Below are 15,609 nucleotides of genomic sequence, written 5' to 3'. Positions count from 1 at the left end.
ATGTTCCCCCTAATTAAGTAAAAAAGCGTATTGTAAGAATCAATACGCTTAGTAAATTGGTTTGGCATAAATAATGTATCTCTCAGGTGCGTTGCCAACATATGAAAAAGGATAGCAGGTTGTAATGACTAACTCTTCTTCAGGAGCGGTCGACTTGATAATCGTTGTATCATCCGCATCTACGATTTTGGAGTCGACCATTTCGTACTCATATTCACCATAAGGAAGTACGATCGTAAAAGTGTCGCCGATATCCACTTCGCCCAGGCTGCGAAAAACTGTATCGCGATGTCCAGACAAGACGATCTGATCCTGTTGCATTGGGTAAGCCGAACCACGGTAATGACCGACACCTTTTTCCAAATCATCCGGGTCCGTTCCTTCTACAATAGGTAATTCAGCATCTAGAGATGGGATTTCCAAAATACCAACCGCGTCACCGATTTCAGGAAAAAAAGTCTCGGGTTCCTGTTTTTTCTCTGACTTAGATGATTGTTCAATTAACTCGTTCGCTTCGGTAAGTGCTTGTTTCTCAGCAGCCTGAATCTTAAAGTACTTGTAGCCACCGACGCCGAGAAGGACAATTCCGGCAAGTATAAAAAGGATTGCAAGCTTCTTCATAACGATCCACCTTTTTGAATATGTATTACCCATATTATACTAATAATAGGAAAAGAATGCACGTTATTCTTCGTAAAAAAATGTCATATTTTTCGACATAAAAGAATGATTTAGCACCGTATCATTCAACTATTTTGGCAAATAGAAGAAAGTATATAACAGGACTTTTGTCTAGATATCAAAAAAACCCCTGTAAATTAGTCATAAACTCTTGTAATTTTCGACAAAAAATCGTACCTTTATATAGAACGAAACTTTCTTTTATGATAAAATTATTTTCGCTAGAGGGGAAAGTAGGTGACAATTTGTGATTGGGGAAAAAATTAAAGAACTGCGCAAACAAAAACGTATGTCTTTGTCAGAGGTAGCTGAGCAAGCTGGTGTAGCAAAGTCATATTTAAGCTCCATTGAACGTGGCATTCAATCGAATCCTTCGATTCAATTTATGGAGAAGGTAGGAAAAGTTCTAGGTGTTACCGTCAACGAATTATTAATGTCACAATCTGATCAGGAACTAAAACAACAGCTTGATGAAGAGTGGTTAAAGTTAGCAGAAGAAGCTATGAAATCTGGTGTATCAAAGCAAGAATTCAAAGAATTTCTCGACTTTAATAAGTGGAAACTAAATAAATGAATGGACCAAATAAAAGTCAGTCACTTTGGAATAAGTAACTGACTTTTATTTGGTTCCATGGAATAAATCTAATAGCGTAGAGTGGATATATATGTAATAATAGATAATAGTGTATTGCATGAACAGCAAAAAAATGTAAAAATAGTACAAGAAGTGGACATAAATACTCGAAATCATTTCGAATAAATATAGAGGTATTGGCGCTTAATGAAGAAAATAATATATTGGATGTTTCCTTTCGTTTTGATGTGGGTAATCTATTTAGTATCTGATCAACCTTATCCACAACAAGATATCAAGCCATTTCTTTCTACATATGTAGATTTATCTTTTTTGGAGTCTGTCTTGTCGCCAGTAGTGTTCGATTTTCATCACAGTGAAGTGAGTGTCGCTGCACTTGGTGTTGAAGGGGTTGTCGAATTTATCGTGCGTAAAGGAGCACATTTTTTCGTATTTTTAACTCTAGCATGTTCTTTTTATATAGCTATGCGTAAGAGTTTTCCTTTGCGATCGCAAAAGTTAGTAGCTGTTCTATCTTTTTTGCTGACAGTTCTGTATGCCATAAGTGATGAGTGGCATCAAGTATTTACAGCAGGACGCACACCTTACGCTGGGGATGTTATGATTGATAGCCTAGGAGCATTAATAGGGATTTTAGCTATTTTAATAGGAAACAAGTTACGAAAATAATCAAACAATCATATACTAACGGTAGGATGGGAAAAGGGGTTGAATCGTTTGACTGAACAGGAGATTTATCGTTCGATTTTAGAAAAGATGAGAGACCAGACGGAAACACAACAGATTAATAATTCACAAGATTTTATAAAACGATTAACAAAAGAAATGAAACAAGCCAATTTATTACCTTTTAAAAAAAGTAATTAGAGTGTGAGTAAAAATCACACTCTATTTTATTTCCGGGGAAATAGTCACATAGTTTCGACGTCGATTTCTATGTAAGAGTCATTGCCTTCGATTACTTCAGCGTTCCCACTAGTCAAATCAGTTATCCAGGCTATAAATGAGTCTTCCTCGCCGATTAATACCCGAACGTGAAATGTGACGTTATCCAAGTATTGGATCTCTTCTAGCAGGTAATCGGATTGACGTAATTCATTTTCCAGTTTCCCAAGCAAGGTGTAGTCAACCTTGACAAAAAACTGCTTCATTCTTTTTCGTTCGACAACTCCCGTAGAGTTGATTGCCAGTGTTGTCGTGCTTGCATATGCGCGAATTAAGCCTCCTGCACCAAGTTTGATGCCGCCAAAATATCTCGTGATCACAATGGCCGTATCTTTTAATTCGCGTTTTTTTAATACTTCCAAGATGGGCACGCCAGCTGTACCACTCGGTTCCCCGTCATCGTTAGCTTTTTGGATTTGATCGTGCTCACCAATCATATAGGCTGAGCAGTTATGGGTAGCATCGGCATGCTTTTTTTTCATCGCTTGAATGAATTGCTGGGCTTCTTCCTCTGAATTAACACGCTTTACATACCCAATGAAACGCGATTTTTGGATGACTTGTTCATCCATTCCTTCTTGCTTAACGGTATAATATTGATTCAACATATCACATAATTCCTCCTAAAACGTTTGTAATTATCCATAACCGGTGTAAAATGATTGTAATAGGGAATAAAGAATATAAAAAAAACCCCCTAAAAAAGTACTAATTAAATCGTATCGTATAGTTGATACTAGATGGTGAGGATTTTGATATGGAAGCCAAAGATCGTACCTTAGATTATATTATAGAAGAGATGATTGATACAGTAAAAAACAGTCAGGATGAAGTTTTTGAAATTGCTGAGGATTCTCGCAAAGAATACGAGAACATGCACAAAGAGCTGTTGGTGCTCAAGGAACAAGTCACAAGCGTTATTGCAGAAAGTGATCAATTAGAGTACAAAGCAAGAGTCGCAAGAAAAAAATTATCAGATGTTAGTGAAAATTTCCAATTGTATGCCGAAGATAAAGTTAGAGAAGTATATGAAACAGCACATCGATTACAAACGGAATTACTTGTCAAACGGGATAAAGAAAAAATCTTGCGCGACCGGCGGGATGAAATTGAATTGCGTTTGAAATCTATTGAACAAATGGTCGAGCGTGCAGAAAGTTTAGTGGGAAAAATATCAATCGTATTGAATTATTTAAATGAAGATTTCAAACAAGTATCAGACTTAATTCATGATGCTCATGAGAAGCAGCAGTTCGGGTTAAAAATTATTGAAGCTCAGGAAGAAGAGCGTCGAAGATTATCAAGGGAAATGCATGATGGACCAGCACAAATGCTTGCAAATATTATGCTGCGTTCTGAAATTGTTGATCGTACATATAAAAAAGGAGATATCGACAGTGCCGTCAAGGAAATGCGTAACGTCCGAATGATGATACGTGAGTCTCTTTATGAAGTAAGAAGAATTATTTACGACTTACGACCTATGGCGCTAGATGATTTAGGCTTAATTCCAACTATCAAAAAATATATAACTACTTTGGAAGATCAGCATTCCAATATTAAATTTACTTACCAATCTCAAGATAAAAGACTTGACAATCAGTACGAAGTCGCTTTGTTCCGATTGATCCAGGAATCGATTCAAAATGCGATCAAACACGCCAATGCCAGTTCCATCAATGTGTATGTCGAGATAACCGACGAAAAAGTAATGGCAACGATCACCGATAATGGATCGGGTTTTGAGCAAGGCGATAAAAAGGACAAATCTTTTGGTATAATAGGAATGCACGAACGCGTTGATATTCTGGATGGTGATATTCAGATCACTAGCAAAGAAGGGATCGGCACGAAAGTATGGATAGAAATTCCGATTGCATAACGCATATCCCATGCAATTTGAGCCAAATCATGTATAATGTTTAAGTTGCACAACCAATACGTAAAATGAATCAACATCGTACACGTCATAATCACATAAAAAAATGAATATGGAACAAGAGGAGGATTTTTCATGACAACGAATATTGTATTAATCGATGATCACAAATTATTTCGTGAAGGTGTCAAACGAATATTAGAATTAGAAACAGGTTTTAACGTACTAGCTGAGGGTGACGACGGAGCAATGGCTGTTGAGCTCGTAAAAAAATACAAGCCTGATGTTGTGTTAATGGATATTAACATGCCAGGTGTAAATGGTGTCGAAGCTACGGCAGATTTATTAGAACGATATCCTGGTGTGAAAGTAATTATTTTATCGATTCATGATGATGAAAACTATGTAACACATGCCTTGAAATCTGGTGCACAAGGTTACTTACTGAAAGAGATGGATTCAGATGCATTAATTGACGCTATTTCTGTTGTATCAGAAGGCGGCTCATACCTGCATCCGAAGGTAACACATAATTTAGTAAAAGAATATCGTCGCTTAGTGACAGAAGAGGATGCGCTTTACGATTCAGATAATACGTTATCGAAACTAAAAGAAGTAGAGCATCGCAAACCACTTCATTTACTCACCAGACGTGAGTGCCAAGTCTTGCAACTACTTGCAGAAGGTAAAAGCAATAAAGGCATCTCTGAATCACTGTATATCAGCGAAAAGACAGTCAAAAACCATGTCAGCAGCATCTTGCAAAAAATGAAAGTGAAAGATCGTACACAAGCAGTGGTTATTGCCATCAAACGAGGATGGGTTGAAATCCTTTAAGGAATAGCCAATAAATACTGAGAAGTCAGGGCGGCATTACTAACAGATTGTTGGTAAATGCCGCCCTTTCAATTTGCTTACTTGGCTTAACGACATATCAAGGATGTATTTTTGCTAGAATCATATAACTACTAAGGTATAATTATCTCACTAGCAGGAAAAACTTTATACAGGTGAAGATGCAGCATTTTTATTAGGTGATGAAGAACCTATATTAATGGTGCAGTTGTTCCTATCGGAGGGTTCACTGCGATTTAATTATTTAATTTAACGAACTAAGGAGTGAAATACATTGAGTTTAAAAGAAAAAGTAGTCTTAATAACTGGAGCAGCAGGCGGAATAGGTATTGCAGCTGCTAAAGCATTTGCCAAGGAAGGGGCAAAACTAGCTCTTGTCGATTTATCTAAAGATGCTATACAACAAAAAGCAAAAGATGTAGAAGCAGAAGATATTTTATTACTGTCGGCGGATGTAACGAAAGAAGATGATGTGAAAACATATGTAGAGACCACCCTAACTAAATGGGGAGCTATTGATGTATTTATTAATAATGCAGGAATCAATGGCAAATTCGCTAATTTAGATGAACAAACAGTAGATAACTTTCAGGCCGTAATCGGCGTTAATGTATTAGGTGCATTTCTTGGATTAAAACATGTACTGCCAGTGATGAAGAAGCAAAAAAATGGCGCTATAGTCAACACTGCTTCAAACGGTGGATTATTAGGTGCTCCAGGAATGGGGTTATATGTAGCATCTAAACATGCTCTGATTGGATTAAATAAAACAGCATCACTAGAAGCGGCGGAATATGGTGTGCGCGTTAATGCCATAGCCCCATCTGGAGTGGATACACAAATGATGAGATCGATTGAATCGAATGCTATGCCTGGAAGCGAAGAAGAAGCCAGAACAAAATTTGAAGCAAGTGTTCCGATGAATCGTTATTCCACTCCAGAAGAAATTGCTGATTTAATGGTGTTTTTATCATCAGAAAAAGCATCATTTATTTCAGGATCCTATTATCGGATAGACGGTGGACAGGGTGCTACATCTGTATAATGTTGAAGTTCCAAGTGAAAACCCACGTAAAAACATCGTATTGATACAATGAATGCCTAACACAAATAAATACTCTATAGAGAAGAAATGGACTGACGCTTTAAGGCAGTCCATTTTTTGTTTGTCAGATGAATTAGAATCATAATCAATTGTTGGAGGTAATGATGACCAGCCCATTACGCTCGCTTAAAGTTCTGGTAACCTTCTCAAACTTTGACTATGCATTTGCAAGATTATTAGGTAGAATATAGGGGAGTAAACCATTTTAGTAGAAAGGTTCGATATTTTATGAAAGTTGCGGTCATAACTGACAGTACGACATATATACCTGAACAGCAAAGAATTGAAAAAAATATACATATGGTGCCGTTGAATGTTATTTTCGGTCAGGAATCCTATCAGGAGGAAATGGATATTTCAACCGAGTCCTTTTACCAAAAAGTAAAGGAAGTAGAGCAATTGCCGAAGACTTCTCAACCTTCCATCGGTTACATAACTGAAAAGTTAGAAGAGCTTGCTAAAGAGTATGACCAGGCGATCTTTATTACCTTATCCAGCGGTATTAGTGGTACCTATCAATCCGTCATCACAGCACAGGATATGGTGGATGGCATTGAGATCTATCCGTTTGACTCCGAAATAAGCTGTATGGCCCAGGGCTTTTATGCATTGGAAGCTGCTGAAATGGCGAGTGCTGGGCAAGATGCCAAAGCTATTTTAGCTCGTCTTCACGAAATGAAAGATTCCCTCCGCGCTTACTTTATGGCCGATGATTTAAGTCACTTGCATCGTGGCGGGCGATTGAATGGTGCCCAGGCATTAATCGGCAGTATGTTGCAGGTTAAGCCAATCCTTCATTTTGAAGATACTAAAATTGTTCCATTCGAAAGAATCCGTACAAAGAAAAAAGCGTTAAAGCGAATTTTTCAACTGTTTGATGAAGATGCGTCAACCGGCGTTCCGATTCGTGCCACGATGATACATGCCAACCGCCCGGAGGAAGCACGAGAATTACGAGATGAGTTAGTGGCACAATATCCAAATGTCGATATTTCCGTGAGCTATTTCGGACCGGTTATCGGGACCCATCTCGGTGAAGGTGCGTTAGGTCTTGGCTGGTATAAACCATAACTACAGGTGAGGCACAGATCCTCACCTCTTTATTCATTGGAGGTATGCTATGAATTTTGCTAATATTCTTGCTGGCAAACTATCTTTAACTTCGGAAATCCCTCTTTCCGCCCCAACGATTTCATACTTACTGCGAACGAATCACTTAAAAAAACAGCCATCGATTATAAAAAAATATTTTCACTATCAATGCTGTCGCTGTGGCAACAAATCCAAGCATCTTTTTGCAATGATTCCGTGCGCAAGATGTGAGCAGGAACATCTTTATTGCCGCCGTTGTCTGCAGACAGCTCGAGTCCTAGCGTGTGAGCCATTATTAAGCTGGAATGGGGACAAGCCCAGGTGGCGCCTACAAACTGATCCGTGCAGGTGGCAAGGAGAATTAACAGAACAGCAGCAAACAGCGGCTACTGCCATTAAAGAGGCAATAGCCTACGCTAAGAAAGAACTGCTAGTATGGGCGGTCTGTGGTGCTGGAAAAACAGAAATGTTGTTTCCAGCAATTACAGAAGCGATCCAAACTAACAAAAGAATCTGCCTGGCCACCCCTCGAGCAGATGTCGTCCGCGAACTTTTCCCTCGAATGCAGAGTGCTTTTCCTCACACAGAAATCGAAGCCCTATACGCCGACAGTTCTGATAGAACCGATGTCGGGCAATTCATCATCAGCACCACACACCAGCTTATCCGTTACCACGATGCATTCGATGTTATGATTATTGACGAAATCGATGCTTTTCCGTTTCATCATGATCAGACATTATCCTTCCTGGCAGACAGAGCATGCAAACAAGCAGCATCGAAAATATACCTGACTGCTACACCAAGATCAAAACAAAAACGGGCGATTTCTTCTAAAAAATTAGATGTCCAGTTTGTTCCGATTCGCTTTCACGGTCAGCCCCTGCCAGTTCCTCAATTACAAATTGAATGGCAATTACGAAAAAAACTGGATAATGGAAAACAACCTCACGCGCTCACTAAATTCATCAAAAACAGATCCGACAGAAGGCAGTTGTTACTTTTTGTTCCTACCATAGCAAGAATGAAAACAGTAGCCCCATTCTTTCAAGCAGTATCCGTTCATGCAGATGATCCCGAACGAAAAGAAAAGATCGCACAATTCCGTAAGAAAGAAATCGATATTCTTGTCACAACTACGATTCTGGAAAGAGGGGTTACGTTCCCATCTGTTGATGTAGTGGTTATCGATGCCGGACATCACGTTTTTGACGAAGCAGCATTGGTCCAAATTGCAGGAAGGGCAGGCAGAAGCCCTGATGACCCGACAGGAGAGGTGATGTTCATTCATCAAGGCAAAACAAATTCGATGGAAGCAGCGGTTGATCAAATAAAAATGATGAATAAAAAGGGGAGTATATTATGAATGTCTGTTTGATTTGTCAGCAGGATAGCGTTGATTCGATTACGTGGACTAATCTTTTTCTGCCACCAGAAAACAGTGCCCTTTGTCCGGCTTGCCAAGAAAAGCTAGAAAGGATACAAGGTCCCATTTGTAAGAAGTGTGGCCGAAAATTACCGGAATCTGCTGTTTGTTCAGATTGTCAGAAGTGGGAGCACAATAAGCAATTTCATGATACGCTCCAATATAATCGTGCGCTTTTTCGTTACACACCGTTTATGCAAGAGATCATTACTCAATGGAAATACCGCGGTGATTATCAATTAATCGAGTTGTTCACCCCATATCTGAAACAGCCCCTTTTCCCAAAGCAAAAGTTAACGATCATCCCCATTCCCTTATCAGAGCAAAGGCTCTACGAACGTGCTTTCAATCAGTCCTTGCAACTTGCGGAAAAGGTGGCATCCCACTGGAAGCTGCCGATTGTCGAAGCATTGGCAAGACATCCAGTGCACATTGAAAAACAATCGAAAAAATCGAGACAGCAACGACTAAGTACGGAAAATCCATTTTTCTTAAGCCAATCGCTTCAGACCGAGGTCTTACTTGTCGATGATATATATACAACCGGTATGACCATTCATCATGCAGCTTCTTTGTTGAAACAAGCAGGCTGTCAAGCTATATACAGTTTCACATTGGTGAGATAATCGAAATAAGAAAGTAGGGCTAACATGGCAGATTTAGCAAACTGCGACAGATGTGATAAAGTGTTTGTCAAAACCTCACGGTCGATCTGTGCAGAATGTATAAAAGAAGAAGATAAAAAATTTCAAATCGTCTATGACTTTATAAAAAAACGCGAGAACAGACAGGCGACGATTCCGGAAATCGTTGAGGCAACAGGGGTAGAAGAGGATGTCATTTTGCAGTTTGTCAAAGATAAGCGCTTGCGTTCATCACAATTTCCTAATTTGACTTACAAATGTGAACGCTGTGGGAATCCTATTACGAAAGGGAAGATTTGTGAGAACTGCAGTAATGAAATCACTTCTGAATTACGCCACCAGCAGGAAATTGAACAGGTAAATAAACGTGTTCGGGAAGAACGAACCAGAACCTATTTCACGAGAAAGTAGAAAAAGTAAATCGTATATTCATCTGTAACTTTTGTCCCATTTCCATTGGGCAAGGGAACCGATATACTAAAAGAATATTAAACTTTTCAGAGATAATGCCGATATAAATAGTAAATCAACATGTTCGTAGTAGGAAAGAGGTGAAGGTCTTGAAAATTAACGGACCGAATCATACTAATGTAAATCCATACCAAAAACAGCAGCAATTGCAAAAAAAGGCAGAGGATAAGGCTTCGTCCTTCAAACCCGATCAACTGGAGATTTCGGATAAAGCGTTGAAAATGCAACAGAAAGATGCTCGTCAATCCTATGTTAATGAGATTAAACAACAAGTAGATAACGGCGAATACCAGGCCAATCCAAAAGAAACAGCGAAGAAACTGTTGAATTTCTGGAAAGCTTAATAAATTGCACAATAAAGGAGCAGGCAATCGATGTCCGTTCAACACATCATCAAACATTTAAATAAATTGATCGAATTACATGACAGCCTTTTGCATTTGTCTGAGCATAAAACAGAGCTGTTAAAATCAAATAAAATGGAAGAGTTGCAGAAGCTGCTAGTGACAGAACAAAAGCATGTCCAGGCGATTAACCAGATCGAGAAACGCCGCATCGATGCGGTAGCCGAATGGGCAGTAGCACATCAGCTTGAGCCTGCAGCTGTCCATGTTACAGCGATCATCGAACATTATACAACCGGAGCGGATCAGGAGCAGTTACAAGAAGTAACACTGCAGTTGGCAGAGCGTTTAGTAGCATTGCGACGCCAGGAAGAGTTGAACAAGCAGTTGACCAAACAATCACTGCAATTTGTTCAATTAACATTGGATATGATCCAGCCATCCATACGGAATATTAATTATGGTCAATCAAAGCAAGCTCAGGCGCAAACATCGAAGCGTTCTGTATTTGATTCCAAAGCTTAAACAGGAGGTAAACCCATGTCATCAACTTTTAGCGGCTTAGAAGTAGCAAAGCGCGCGCTCAATACACAACAGTCCGCTCTTTATACCACTGGTCATAATATTGCCAATGCTAATACAGAAGGCTATACGCGTCAACGAGTGAATATGTCACAAACAGCGCCTTTCCCACCTGCATCCCGAAACAGGCCAGAGATTCCTGGACAAGTCGGTAGTGGGGTAGAAGTAGGATCGATCGAACGAGTGCGTGACAGTTTTATTGATAAGCAATATCGCCAGGAGAATTCCAAGGTAGGATTCTATGAATCAAAAGCAGACACGATGTCAAAATTAGAATCGATTTTAAATGAGCCGACAGACCAGGGCTTATCCAGTGCTTATGATCAGTTTTGGCAATCATTACAAGATTTATCAGTAAATCCGGAAGATTCAGGTGCTCGTTCAGTAGTGAAAGAAAGAGCAAATGCTTTAGCAGATGCTTTTAATTATGTAGATAGTTCCTTAGAGGATGTGCGAGCTAACTTAAAAAATGAAATTGGCGTCAATAATTCCAAAATCAACTCGTTAATTGACCAGATCAATGAACTTAATGGTCAAATTAGTAATGTGGAACCCCATGGCTATGTTCCGAATGATTTATACGACGAACGCGATCGCTTAGTTGATGAATTATCCAGCTACGTTGATATTAAAGTTGATTACCGTAAAAGCTCTGGTCAGCCAAGCCCTATTGCCCAAGGAATCGCGACCATTACATTAGTGACAGACAATGAAGATGTCGAAAATGACGACGGCGAACCGATCACATTAGTGGATGGAAGTGCAGGAGCGGACTTAGGCAGTGATCAGTCCGTTAATCATATCTTTTCTGATTTTGATGATGATAACAACTTAAAAGCAATCTTCTTTGACAGCCCTAATTCTGATTTAACCGTAGAAGAACAAACCGCACAACTAGCAGCTGATTATGACAATCAAGCCTTCATTTATGGTGGCAATTTTGATGTCCAAGGTAAATTAAATGCCTTAATCGATGGAGCTGGTTACTTAGATGGATTTTCTTATGATGGTACTGATACAGGCACAGCAGCAGGAGAAATCAATGAGATGTTAGCAGACATAGATAAAATGGTGGAGCACTTCGTAACAGAGTTTAATGCCGTCCATCAAACCGGTTATACACTAGCAACCGATCAAGATGGAAATGCGATGCAAGGTGGCGAATTTTTCACCGGAACAACAGCAGATACGATTGCCGTTTCACAGGATATTTTGGATGATGTCGATCTGATTGCAGCAAGTTCAACTGGTGCGTCGGGTGACGGTGGTAATGCAACTGCATTAGCAGATGTTTATACGAAACGAGTAGAGAACTTTCTATCGTATGATGCAGGTGACGCTAATCAATTAGATGATAAAGCTACAATAAAAAGCTATTTCGAATCAATCATCGGGGAAATGGGTGTTGTTGCAGAAGAATCAAACCGGATGTACAACAACTCCCAAATCCTGCGTCAGCAAGTAGAGGAATCACGACAATCGATCAGCTCAGTATCCTTGGATGAAGAGATGACCAACATGATTCAATTCCAGCATGCCTATAATGCAGCAGCCCGTAATATGACAGTAGTCGATGAAATGTTAGACAAAATCATTAACAACATGGGCTTAGTAGGGAGGTAAGTAACAAATGCGTGTAACTCAAAGTATGTTATCCAACAATATGCTTCGTAACTTAAGCAGCAGTTATCAAAGCTTAGGGAAATATATGGATCAATTATCTACTGGTAAAAAGATCAATCGCCCATCCGATGATCCCGTTGTCGCGATGAAGGGGATGGATTATCGTACGCAGGTGAACCAGATCGAGCAGTTTGAGCGTAATATCGGTGAGGTTCATAACTGGATGGATAATTCTGATTCAGCACTTAGTGAAGTTCAAAATGGATTGGAGCGACTACGTGAATTAGCTGTACAAGCCTCTAATGGTACGTATGAAGAAGGTCAACGTGCAAATATCGCAGAAGAGGTAGAGCAATTAAAAGAGCATTTGCTAGAAGTTGCCAATACAAAAGTAAACAACAAATATATTTTCAGTGGTACTGCAACAACAGGTAATGGTGGTAAAGAACCATACCAATTAGACGGAGATGGTTCTTTTGTTAATCCGATTAACAATGATGATGTAACTATCGAAGTGTCTAGTGGCACTAAAATTAGAGTGAATGTAGAGCCTGATAGCGTGTTTACGGAAGATTTGTTCCAAGATTTAACGGATTTTGCGGACATGTTAAAGGATGAAAATGCTAGTGAGAAAGACATTAGCCAGTTTATCACAGAAATTGATGGTCATATCGATAATAATGTAAATGCGCGTGCCGATTTAGGTGCTCGTCAAAATCGAATTGATTTGATCGAAAACCGTGTTTCTGCGCAATTGGTGACGGCACAAGATATGATGTCGGAGAATGAAGATGCGGATATGGAACAGGTTATTATGAATTTGACTTCACAGGAAGCTGTTCATCGTGCAGCATTAAGCGCTGGATCTCGCGTGATCCAGCCAACATTACTTGATTTCTTAAGCTAAGGAGAAGCCTTGCCTTTTATGAGGTGGGGCTTTTTTAATAGGTCTTACGGTAAGATGTCTTCCGTTAACCTTAATTCATATTAGCAAGGATAAAAGTTGTATTTATACCTTTTTTGAGGGAGTGATAAAATTGCGGTTGTCCCAAGTCAGGATTCAGCAGCAATCAGCCATAATAGGGATAAAAACAATGGACGCACAATTACAAATTGATTCCGGACCCGCCAAGCAAGAAATTAGCCAACCAAAAGCCGAATTAAACATTACTACTAAACCAGGCAAACTAACAATTGATCAGTCCAAAGCATTAGCTGATGTTGGCATTATCCCTACCAAAAAATCTATAAAAATGTTAGCAAACGAAGCAATGCAAACGGCAATAGAAGGATCGAAGAAACGTCGACGTCAAGGTGACAGACTAATGAAGATTGAGAAAGGTGGAAATATACTAGCTCAAGTTGCCAAGGAAAACGGTGGACGACTGAGGAAACATTTTACTATGGGCTGGATACCTTCAGGTGACGCAGTGAAATTCGACTATCAACCTGCAGAAGTAAACATTGAAGCAAATACGAACAAGCCCATCATTAATGTCGAACCTACTAAAAATCAATTTTTCTATCAAAAAGGTGGTATAGATATTTACTTAGAACAAGAAAACTCTATTAATATCGATGTTGTCAATGTAAACTATATTGGCAATAACTTCGAATTAGAAGTATAGAAAGGGGAAATTATGAAAATCGCAACGAAATACTTTGGTGAAACAGAGATTAATGATAATGAAATCATTCATTTTCCAAATGGATTACCTGGATTTGTTGATGAAAAAGAATTTGTGTTATTAAGTTTTGAAGAGAATGGATTATTTCAAGTGTTGCAATCGTCCAAAGGTGAGAATCCAGCTTTTGTGGTAGTGAATCCATTTTTATTTATAAAAGATTATGAATTTAAGTTAGATGACACAGTGCTTGAACAGTTAGAAATAAAAGATCAGAACGACGTTTTCGTTATAACGATTGTGACTGTAAAAGATTCGCTTTCGTCTAGTACTGCCAATTTACATGCACCTGTTGTTATAAATCAGCGAGAAAAGCTCGGTAAGCAATATATTACGAAACAATCAAAATACTCAACAAGAGAGCAAATCTTTCTATCCTCGAAAGTAGAGGAGGAGTAATATGCTAATTCTAACTCGGAAAATAAACGAATCAATTCAAATTGGTGATGATATAGAGGTGAAGATTATTGCTGTGGAAGGCGATCAAATTAAACTTGGTATCAATGCACCAAGAGATGTAGAAGTACATCGAAAAGAGATTTTTCAGGCGATTCAACAAGAGAACAACAAGGCTGCTAATGTTTCGACAAATTTATTTGATTTAATTAAAAAAAATGATGAAAAAGACTAAACATCTAGTAACATATACCGATAGATAAAGTAGGAACTAATTCCAGTGACTGGCGGCCGCTTTCACTGCATTAGCCGAAAACCACAAGGATGTGGGAATTATATATAACTCAAGGAGGAAACATACTTATGATTATTAATCACAATATTCCAGCGATGAATACACATCGTCAATTAGGAATCAACCAAAACAACATGCAATCTTCAATGGAGAAATTATCTTCAGGTCTTCGTATTAACCGTGCAGGAGATGACGCAGCAGGTCTAGCAATCTCTGAAAAAATGCGTGGTCAAATTCGTGGATTAGATCAAGCTAGTCGTAACGCTCAAGATGGTGTTTCTTTAATTCAAACTGCTGAGGGTGCATTACAAGAAACGCATTCCATTTTACAACGTATGCGTGAATTAGCGGTTCAATCTTCCAACGATACAAATACAACTCAAGATCGTGAAGAATTACAAAATGAAATTGATGCTTTAACAGAAGAAATAGATAGAATTGCTAATAATACTGAATTTAATACCAAAAAATTAATAGATGGCGGTTTGTCTGGTTCTGGAAATGGTCTAACTTTCCATATTGGTGCAAACTCAGGTCAAAGTATTGAATTAGAAATCTCAGATATGACTGCTTCTGGTTTAGGAATTAGTTCAGGTGGTACAGCTATCTCTATTGCTACACAAAGTGGTGCCGATGATGCAATTACTACAATTAATACTGCAATTGAATCTGTTTCTTCACAACGTTCTGCACTTGGTGCGGTTCAAAACCGTTTAGAACATACGATTGCAAACTTAGATAACTCATCTGAAAACCTATCTGCTGCTGAATCTCGTATTCGTGACGTAGATATGGCAAAAGAAATGATGGAGATGACGAAGGCAAATATCCTTTCTCAAGCATCTCAATCAATGCTAGCACAAGCAAATCAACAACCACAAGCTGTATTACAATTACTTGGTTAATTTTCCTAAAAGGTTCTGGTATTTCCAGAACCTTTTTTTAATTTGTTGATTAAGAATTTTGTGAAAATGTCGATATAATTTTTATA

20 protein-coding genes are annotated in these 15,609 nt (G+C 38.8%); 18 read left to right on the top strand and 2 right to left on the bottom strand.

All coding sequences use genetic code 11. From position 1 onward, the window contains the following. Positions 1–48 precede the first annotated feature (48 nt). Positions 49–621, bottom strand: a complete 573-nt coding sequence (gene srtD, locus MUN88_RS20150) for a class D sortase, LPxTATN-specific (RefSeq protein ID WP_244718669.1) — start codon at positions 619–621, stop codon at positions 49–51. A 307-nt stretch (positions 622–928) separates the two neighbouring features. Here srtD and MUN88_RS20145 point away from each other — a divergent pair, with 307 nt between their 5' ends. The 3 genes from MUN88_RS20145 to MUN88_RS20135 all read left to right on the top strand — a co-directional run bounded on the left by MUN88_RS20145 (position 929) and on the right by MUN88_RS20135 (position 2,143). Next, positions 929–1,255 (top strand): helix-turn-helix domain-containing protein, encoded by a 327-nt coding sequence (locus MUN88_RS20145; protein WP_244718666.1) that lies wholly within the window; start codon positions 929–931, stop codon positions 1,253–1,255. Positions 1,256–1,462: 207 nt separating this feature from the next. Further along, a complete protein-coding gene (locus MUN88_RS20140; RefSeq protein WP_244718663.1) occupies positions 1,463–1,945 on the top strand; it encodes a VanZ family protein in 483 nt (160 codons plus the stop codon). 39 nt (positions 1,946–1,984) lie between these two features. Beyond that, positions 1,985–2,143, top strand: a complete 159-nt coding sequence (locus MUN88_RS20135; protein ID WP_244718660.1) for a hypothetical protein — start codon at positions 1,985–1,987, stop codon at positions 2,141–2,143. Positions 2,144–2,187: 44 nt separating this feature from the next. Here the strand turns inward: MUN88_RS20135 and MUN88_RS20130 are convergent, their stop codons facing one another. After that, complete coding sequence (locus MUN88_RS20130) at positions 2,188–2,829, bottom strand: YigZ family protein (RefSeq protein ID WP_244718658.1); 642 nt, start codon at positions 2,827–2,829, stop codon at positions 2,188–2,190. A 149-nt stretch (positions 2,830–2,978) separates the two neighbouring features. On the opposite strand from MUN88_RS20130, the gene MUN88_RS20125 reads away from it, so the two are divergent. The 15 genes from MUN88_RS20125 to hag all read left to right on the top strand — a co-directional run bounded on the left by MUN88_RS20125 (position 2,979) and on the right by hag (position 15,523). Further along, on the top strand, positions 2,979–4,103 hold the full coding sequence (locus tag MUN88_RS20125) for a sensor histidine kinase (RefSeq protein ID WP_244718655.1): 1,125 nt from the start codon (positions 2,979–2,981) through the stop codon (positions 4,101–4,103). Between the two features lie 132 nt (positions 4,104–4,235). Continuing rightward, positions 4,236–4,937 (top strand): response regulator transcription factor, encoded by a 702-nt coding sequence (locus MUN88_RS20120; protein WP_244718654.1) that lies wholly within the window; start codon positions 4,236–4,238, stop codon positions 4,935–4,937. 292 nt (positions 4,938–5,229) lie between these two features. Further along, complete coding sequence (locus MUN88_RS20115; RefSeq protein ID WP_244718652.1) at positions 5,230–6,000, top strand: SDR family NAD(P)-dependent oxidoreductase; 771 nt, start codon at positions 5,230–5,232, stop codon at positions 5,998–6,000. Positions 6,001–6,288: 288 nt separating this feature from the next. Beyond that, positions 6,289–7,131 carry a DegV family protein gene (locus MUN88_RS20110; RefSeq protein ID WP_244718650.1) on the top strand — a complete coding sequence of 281 codons (843 nt, stop codon included), beginning with the start codon at positions 6,289–6,291 and terminating at the stop codon, positions 7,129–7,131. A 49-nt stretch (positions 7,132–7,180) separates the two neighbouring features. Then, positions 7,181–8,518, top strand: a complete 1,338-nt coding sequence (locus tag MUN88_RS20105; RefSeq protein ID WP_244718648.1) for an ATP-dependent helicase ComFA — start codon at positions 7,181–7,183, stop codon at positions 8,516–8,518. Next, positions 8,515–9,204 carry a ComF family protein gene (locus MUN88_RS20100; RefSeq protein WP_244718646.1) on the top strand — a complete coding sequence of 230 codons (690 nt, stop codon included), beginning with the start codon at positions 8,515–8,517 and terminating at the stop codon, positions 9,202–9,204. The genes MUN88_RS20105 and MUN88_RS20100 overlap by 4 nt, the downstream gene beginning before the upstream one ends. Positions 9,205–9,228: 24 nt before the next feature. After that, positions 9,229–9,633 (top strand): TIGR03826 family flagellar region protein, encoded by a 405-nt coding sequence (locus MUN88_RS20095; RefSeq protein ID WP_244718644.1) that lies wholly within the window; start codon positions 9,229–9,231, stop codon positions 9,631–9,633. 149 nt (positions 9,634–9,782) lie between these two features. Further along, a complete protein-coding gene (flgM, locus tag MUN88_RS20090) occupies positions 9,783–10,037 on the top strand; it encodes a flagellar biosynthesis anti-sigma factor FlgM (RefSeq protein ID WP_244718642.1) in 255 nt (84 codons plus the stop codon). A 30-nt stretch (positions 10,038–10,067) separates the two neighbouring features. Then, positions 10,068–10,562 (top strand): flagellar protein FlgN, encoded by a 495-nt coding sequence (locus tag MUN88_RS20085; RefSeq protein ID WP_244718640.1) that lies wholly within the window; start codon positions 10,068–10,070, stop codon positions 10,560–10,562. A gap of 15 nt (positions 10,563–10,577) precedes the next feature. After that, on the top strand, positions 10,578–12,242 hold the full coding sequence (gene flgK, locus MUN88_RS20080) for a flagellar hook-associated protein FlgK (protein ID WP_244718638.1): 1,665 nt from the start codon (positions 10,578–10,580) through the stop codon (positions 12,240–12,242). A 7-nt stretch (positions 12,243–12,249) separates the two neighbouring features. After that, a complete protein-coding gene (flgL, locus tag MUN88_RS20075) occupies positions 12,250–13,149 on the top strand; it encodes a flagellar hook-associated protein FlgL (protein WP_244718635.1) in 900 nt (299 codons plus the stop codon). Between the two features lie 130 nt (positions 13,150–13,279). Next, positions 13,280–13,870, top strand: coding sequence for a DUF6470 family protein (locus tag MUN88_RS20070; RefSeq protein ID WP_244718633.1), 591 nt, complete (start codon positions 13,280–13,282; stop codon positions 13,868–13,870). A gap of 12 nt (positions 13,871–13,882) precedes the next feature. Then, positions 13,883–14,326 (top strand): flagellar assembly protein FliW, encoded by a 444-nt coding sequence (fliW, locus tag MUN88_RS20065; RefSeq protein WP_244718630.1) that lies wholly within the window; start codon positions 13,883–13,885, stop codon positions 14,324–14,326. Position 14,327: 1 nt separating this feature from the next. After that, entirely contained in the window at positions 14,328–14,558 is a 231-nt protein-coding gene (gene csrA / locus MUN88_RS20060; protein WP_244718627.1) for a carbon storage regulator CsrA, read from the top strand. A gap of 128 nt (positions 14,559–14,686) precedes the next feature. Beyond that, positions 14,687–15,523 carry a flagellin Hag gene (hag, locus tag MUN88_RS20055; protein ID WP_244718624.1) on the top strand — a complete coding sequence of 279 codons (837 nt, stop codon included), beginning with the start codon at positions 14,687–14,689 and terminating at the stop codon, positions 15,521–15,523. Positions 15,524–15,609 lie beyond the last annotated feature (86 nt).

This window comes from Gracilibacillus caseinilyticus (assembly GCF_022919115.1).
In the GTDB taxonomy this organism is placed as follows: Bacteria; Bacillota; Bacilli; order Bacillales; family Amphibacillaceae; genus Gracilibacillus; species Gracilibacillus caseinilyticus.
Note: the sequence above shows the minus strand (reverse complement) of the source record. Positions and strands in the feature narration are given on the sequence as shown.

What these genes read in the sequence shown, in the direction of transcription:
- srtD (WP_244718669.1), bottom strand. Translation starts at nt 621, where the DNA reads ATGAAGAAGCTTGCAATCCTTTTTATACTTGCCGGAATTGTCCTTCTC.
- MUN88_RS20140 (WP_244718663.1), top strand. Translation starts at nt 1,463, where the DNA reads ATGAAGAAAATAATATATTGGATGTTTCCTTTCGTTTTGATGTGGGTA.
- MUN88_RS20130 (WP_244718658.1), bottom strand. Translation starts at nt 2,829, where the DNA reads ATGTTGAATCAATATTATACCGTTAAGCAAGAAGGAATGGATGAACAA.
- MUN88_RS20125 (WP_244718655.1), top strand. Translation starts at nt 2,979, where the DNA reads ATGGAAGCCAAAGATCGTACCTTAGATTATATTATAGAAGAGATGATT.
- MUN88_RS20120 (WP_244718654.1), top strand. Translation starts at nt 4,236, where the DNA reads ATGACAACGAATATTGTATTAATCGATGATCACAAATTATTTCGTGAA.
- MUN88_RS20110 (WP_244718650.1), top strand. Translation starts at nt 6,289, where the DNA reads ATGAAAGTTGCGGTCATAACTGACAGTACGACATATATACCTGAACAG.
- MUN88_RS20105 (WP_244718648.1), top strand. Translation starts at nt 7,181, where the DNA reads ATGAATTTTGCTAATATTCTTGCTGGCAAACTATCTTTAACTTCGGAA.
- MUN88_RS20100 (WP_244718646.1), top strand. Translation starts at nt 8,515, where the DNA reads ATGAATGTCTGTTTGATTTGTCAGCAGGATAGCGTTGATTCGATTACG.
- MUN88_RS20095 (WP_244718644.1), top strand. Translation starts at nt 9,229, where the DNA reads ATGGCAGATTTAGCAAACTGCGACAGATGTGATAAAGTGTTTGTCAAA.
- MUN88_RS20085 (WP_244718640.1), top strand. Translation starts at nt 10,068, where the DNA reads ATGTCCGTTCAACACATCATCAAACATTTAAATAAATTGATCGAATTA.
- flgK (WP_244718638.1), top strand. Translation starts at nt 10,578, where the DNA reads ATGTCATCAACTTTTAGCGGCTTAGAAGTAGCAAAGCGCGCGCTCAAT.
- flgL (WP_244718635.1), top strand. Translation starts at nt 12,250, where the DNA reads ATGCGTGTAACTCAAAGTATGTTATCCAACAATATGCTTCGTAACTTA.
- fliW (WP_244718630.1), top strand. Translation starts at nt 13,883, where the DNA reads ATGAAAATCGCAACGAAATACTTTGGTGAAACAGAGATTAATGATAAT.
- csrA (WP_244718627.1), top strand. Translation starts at nt 14,328, where the DNA reads ATGCTAATTCTAACTCGGAAAATAAACGAATCAATTCAAATTGGTGAT.
- hag (WP_244718624.1), top strand. Translation starts at nt 14,687, where the DNA reads ATGATTATTAATCACAATATTCCAGCGATGAATACACATCGTCAATTA.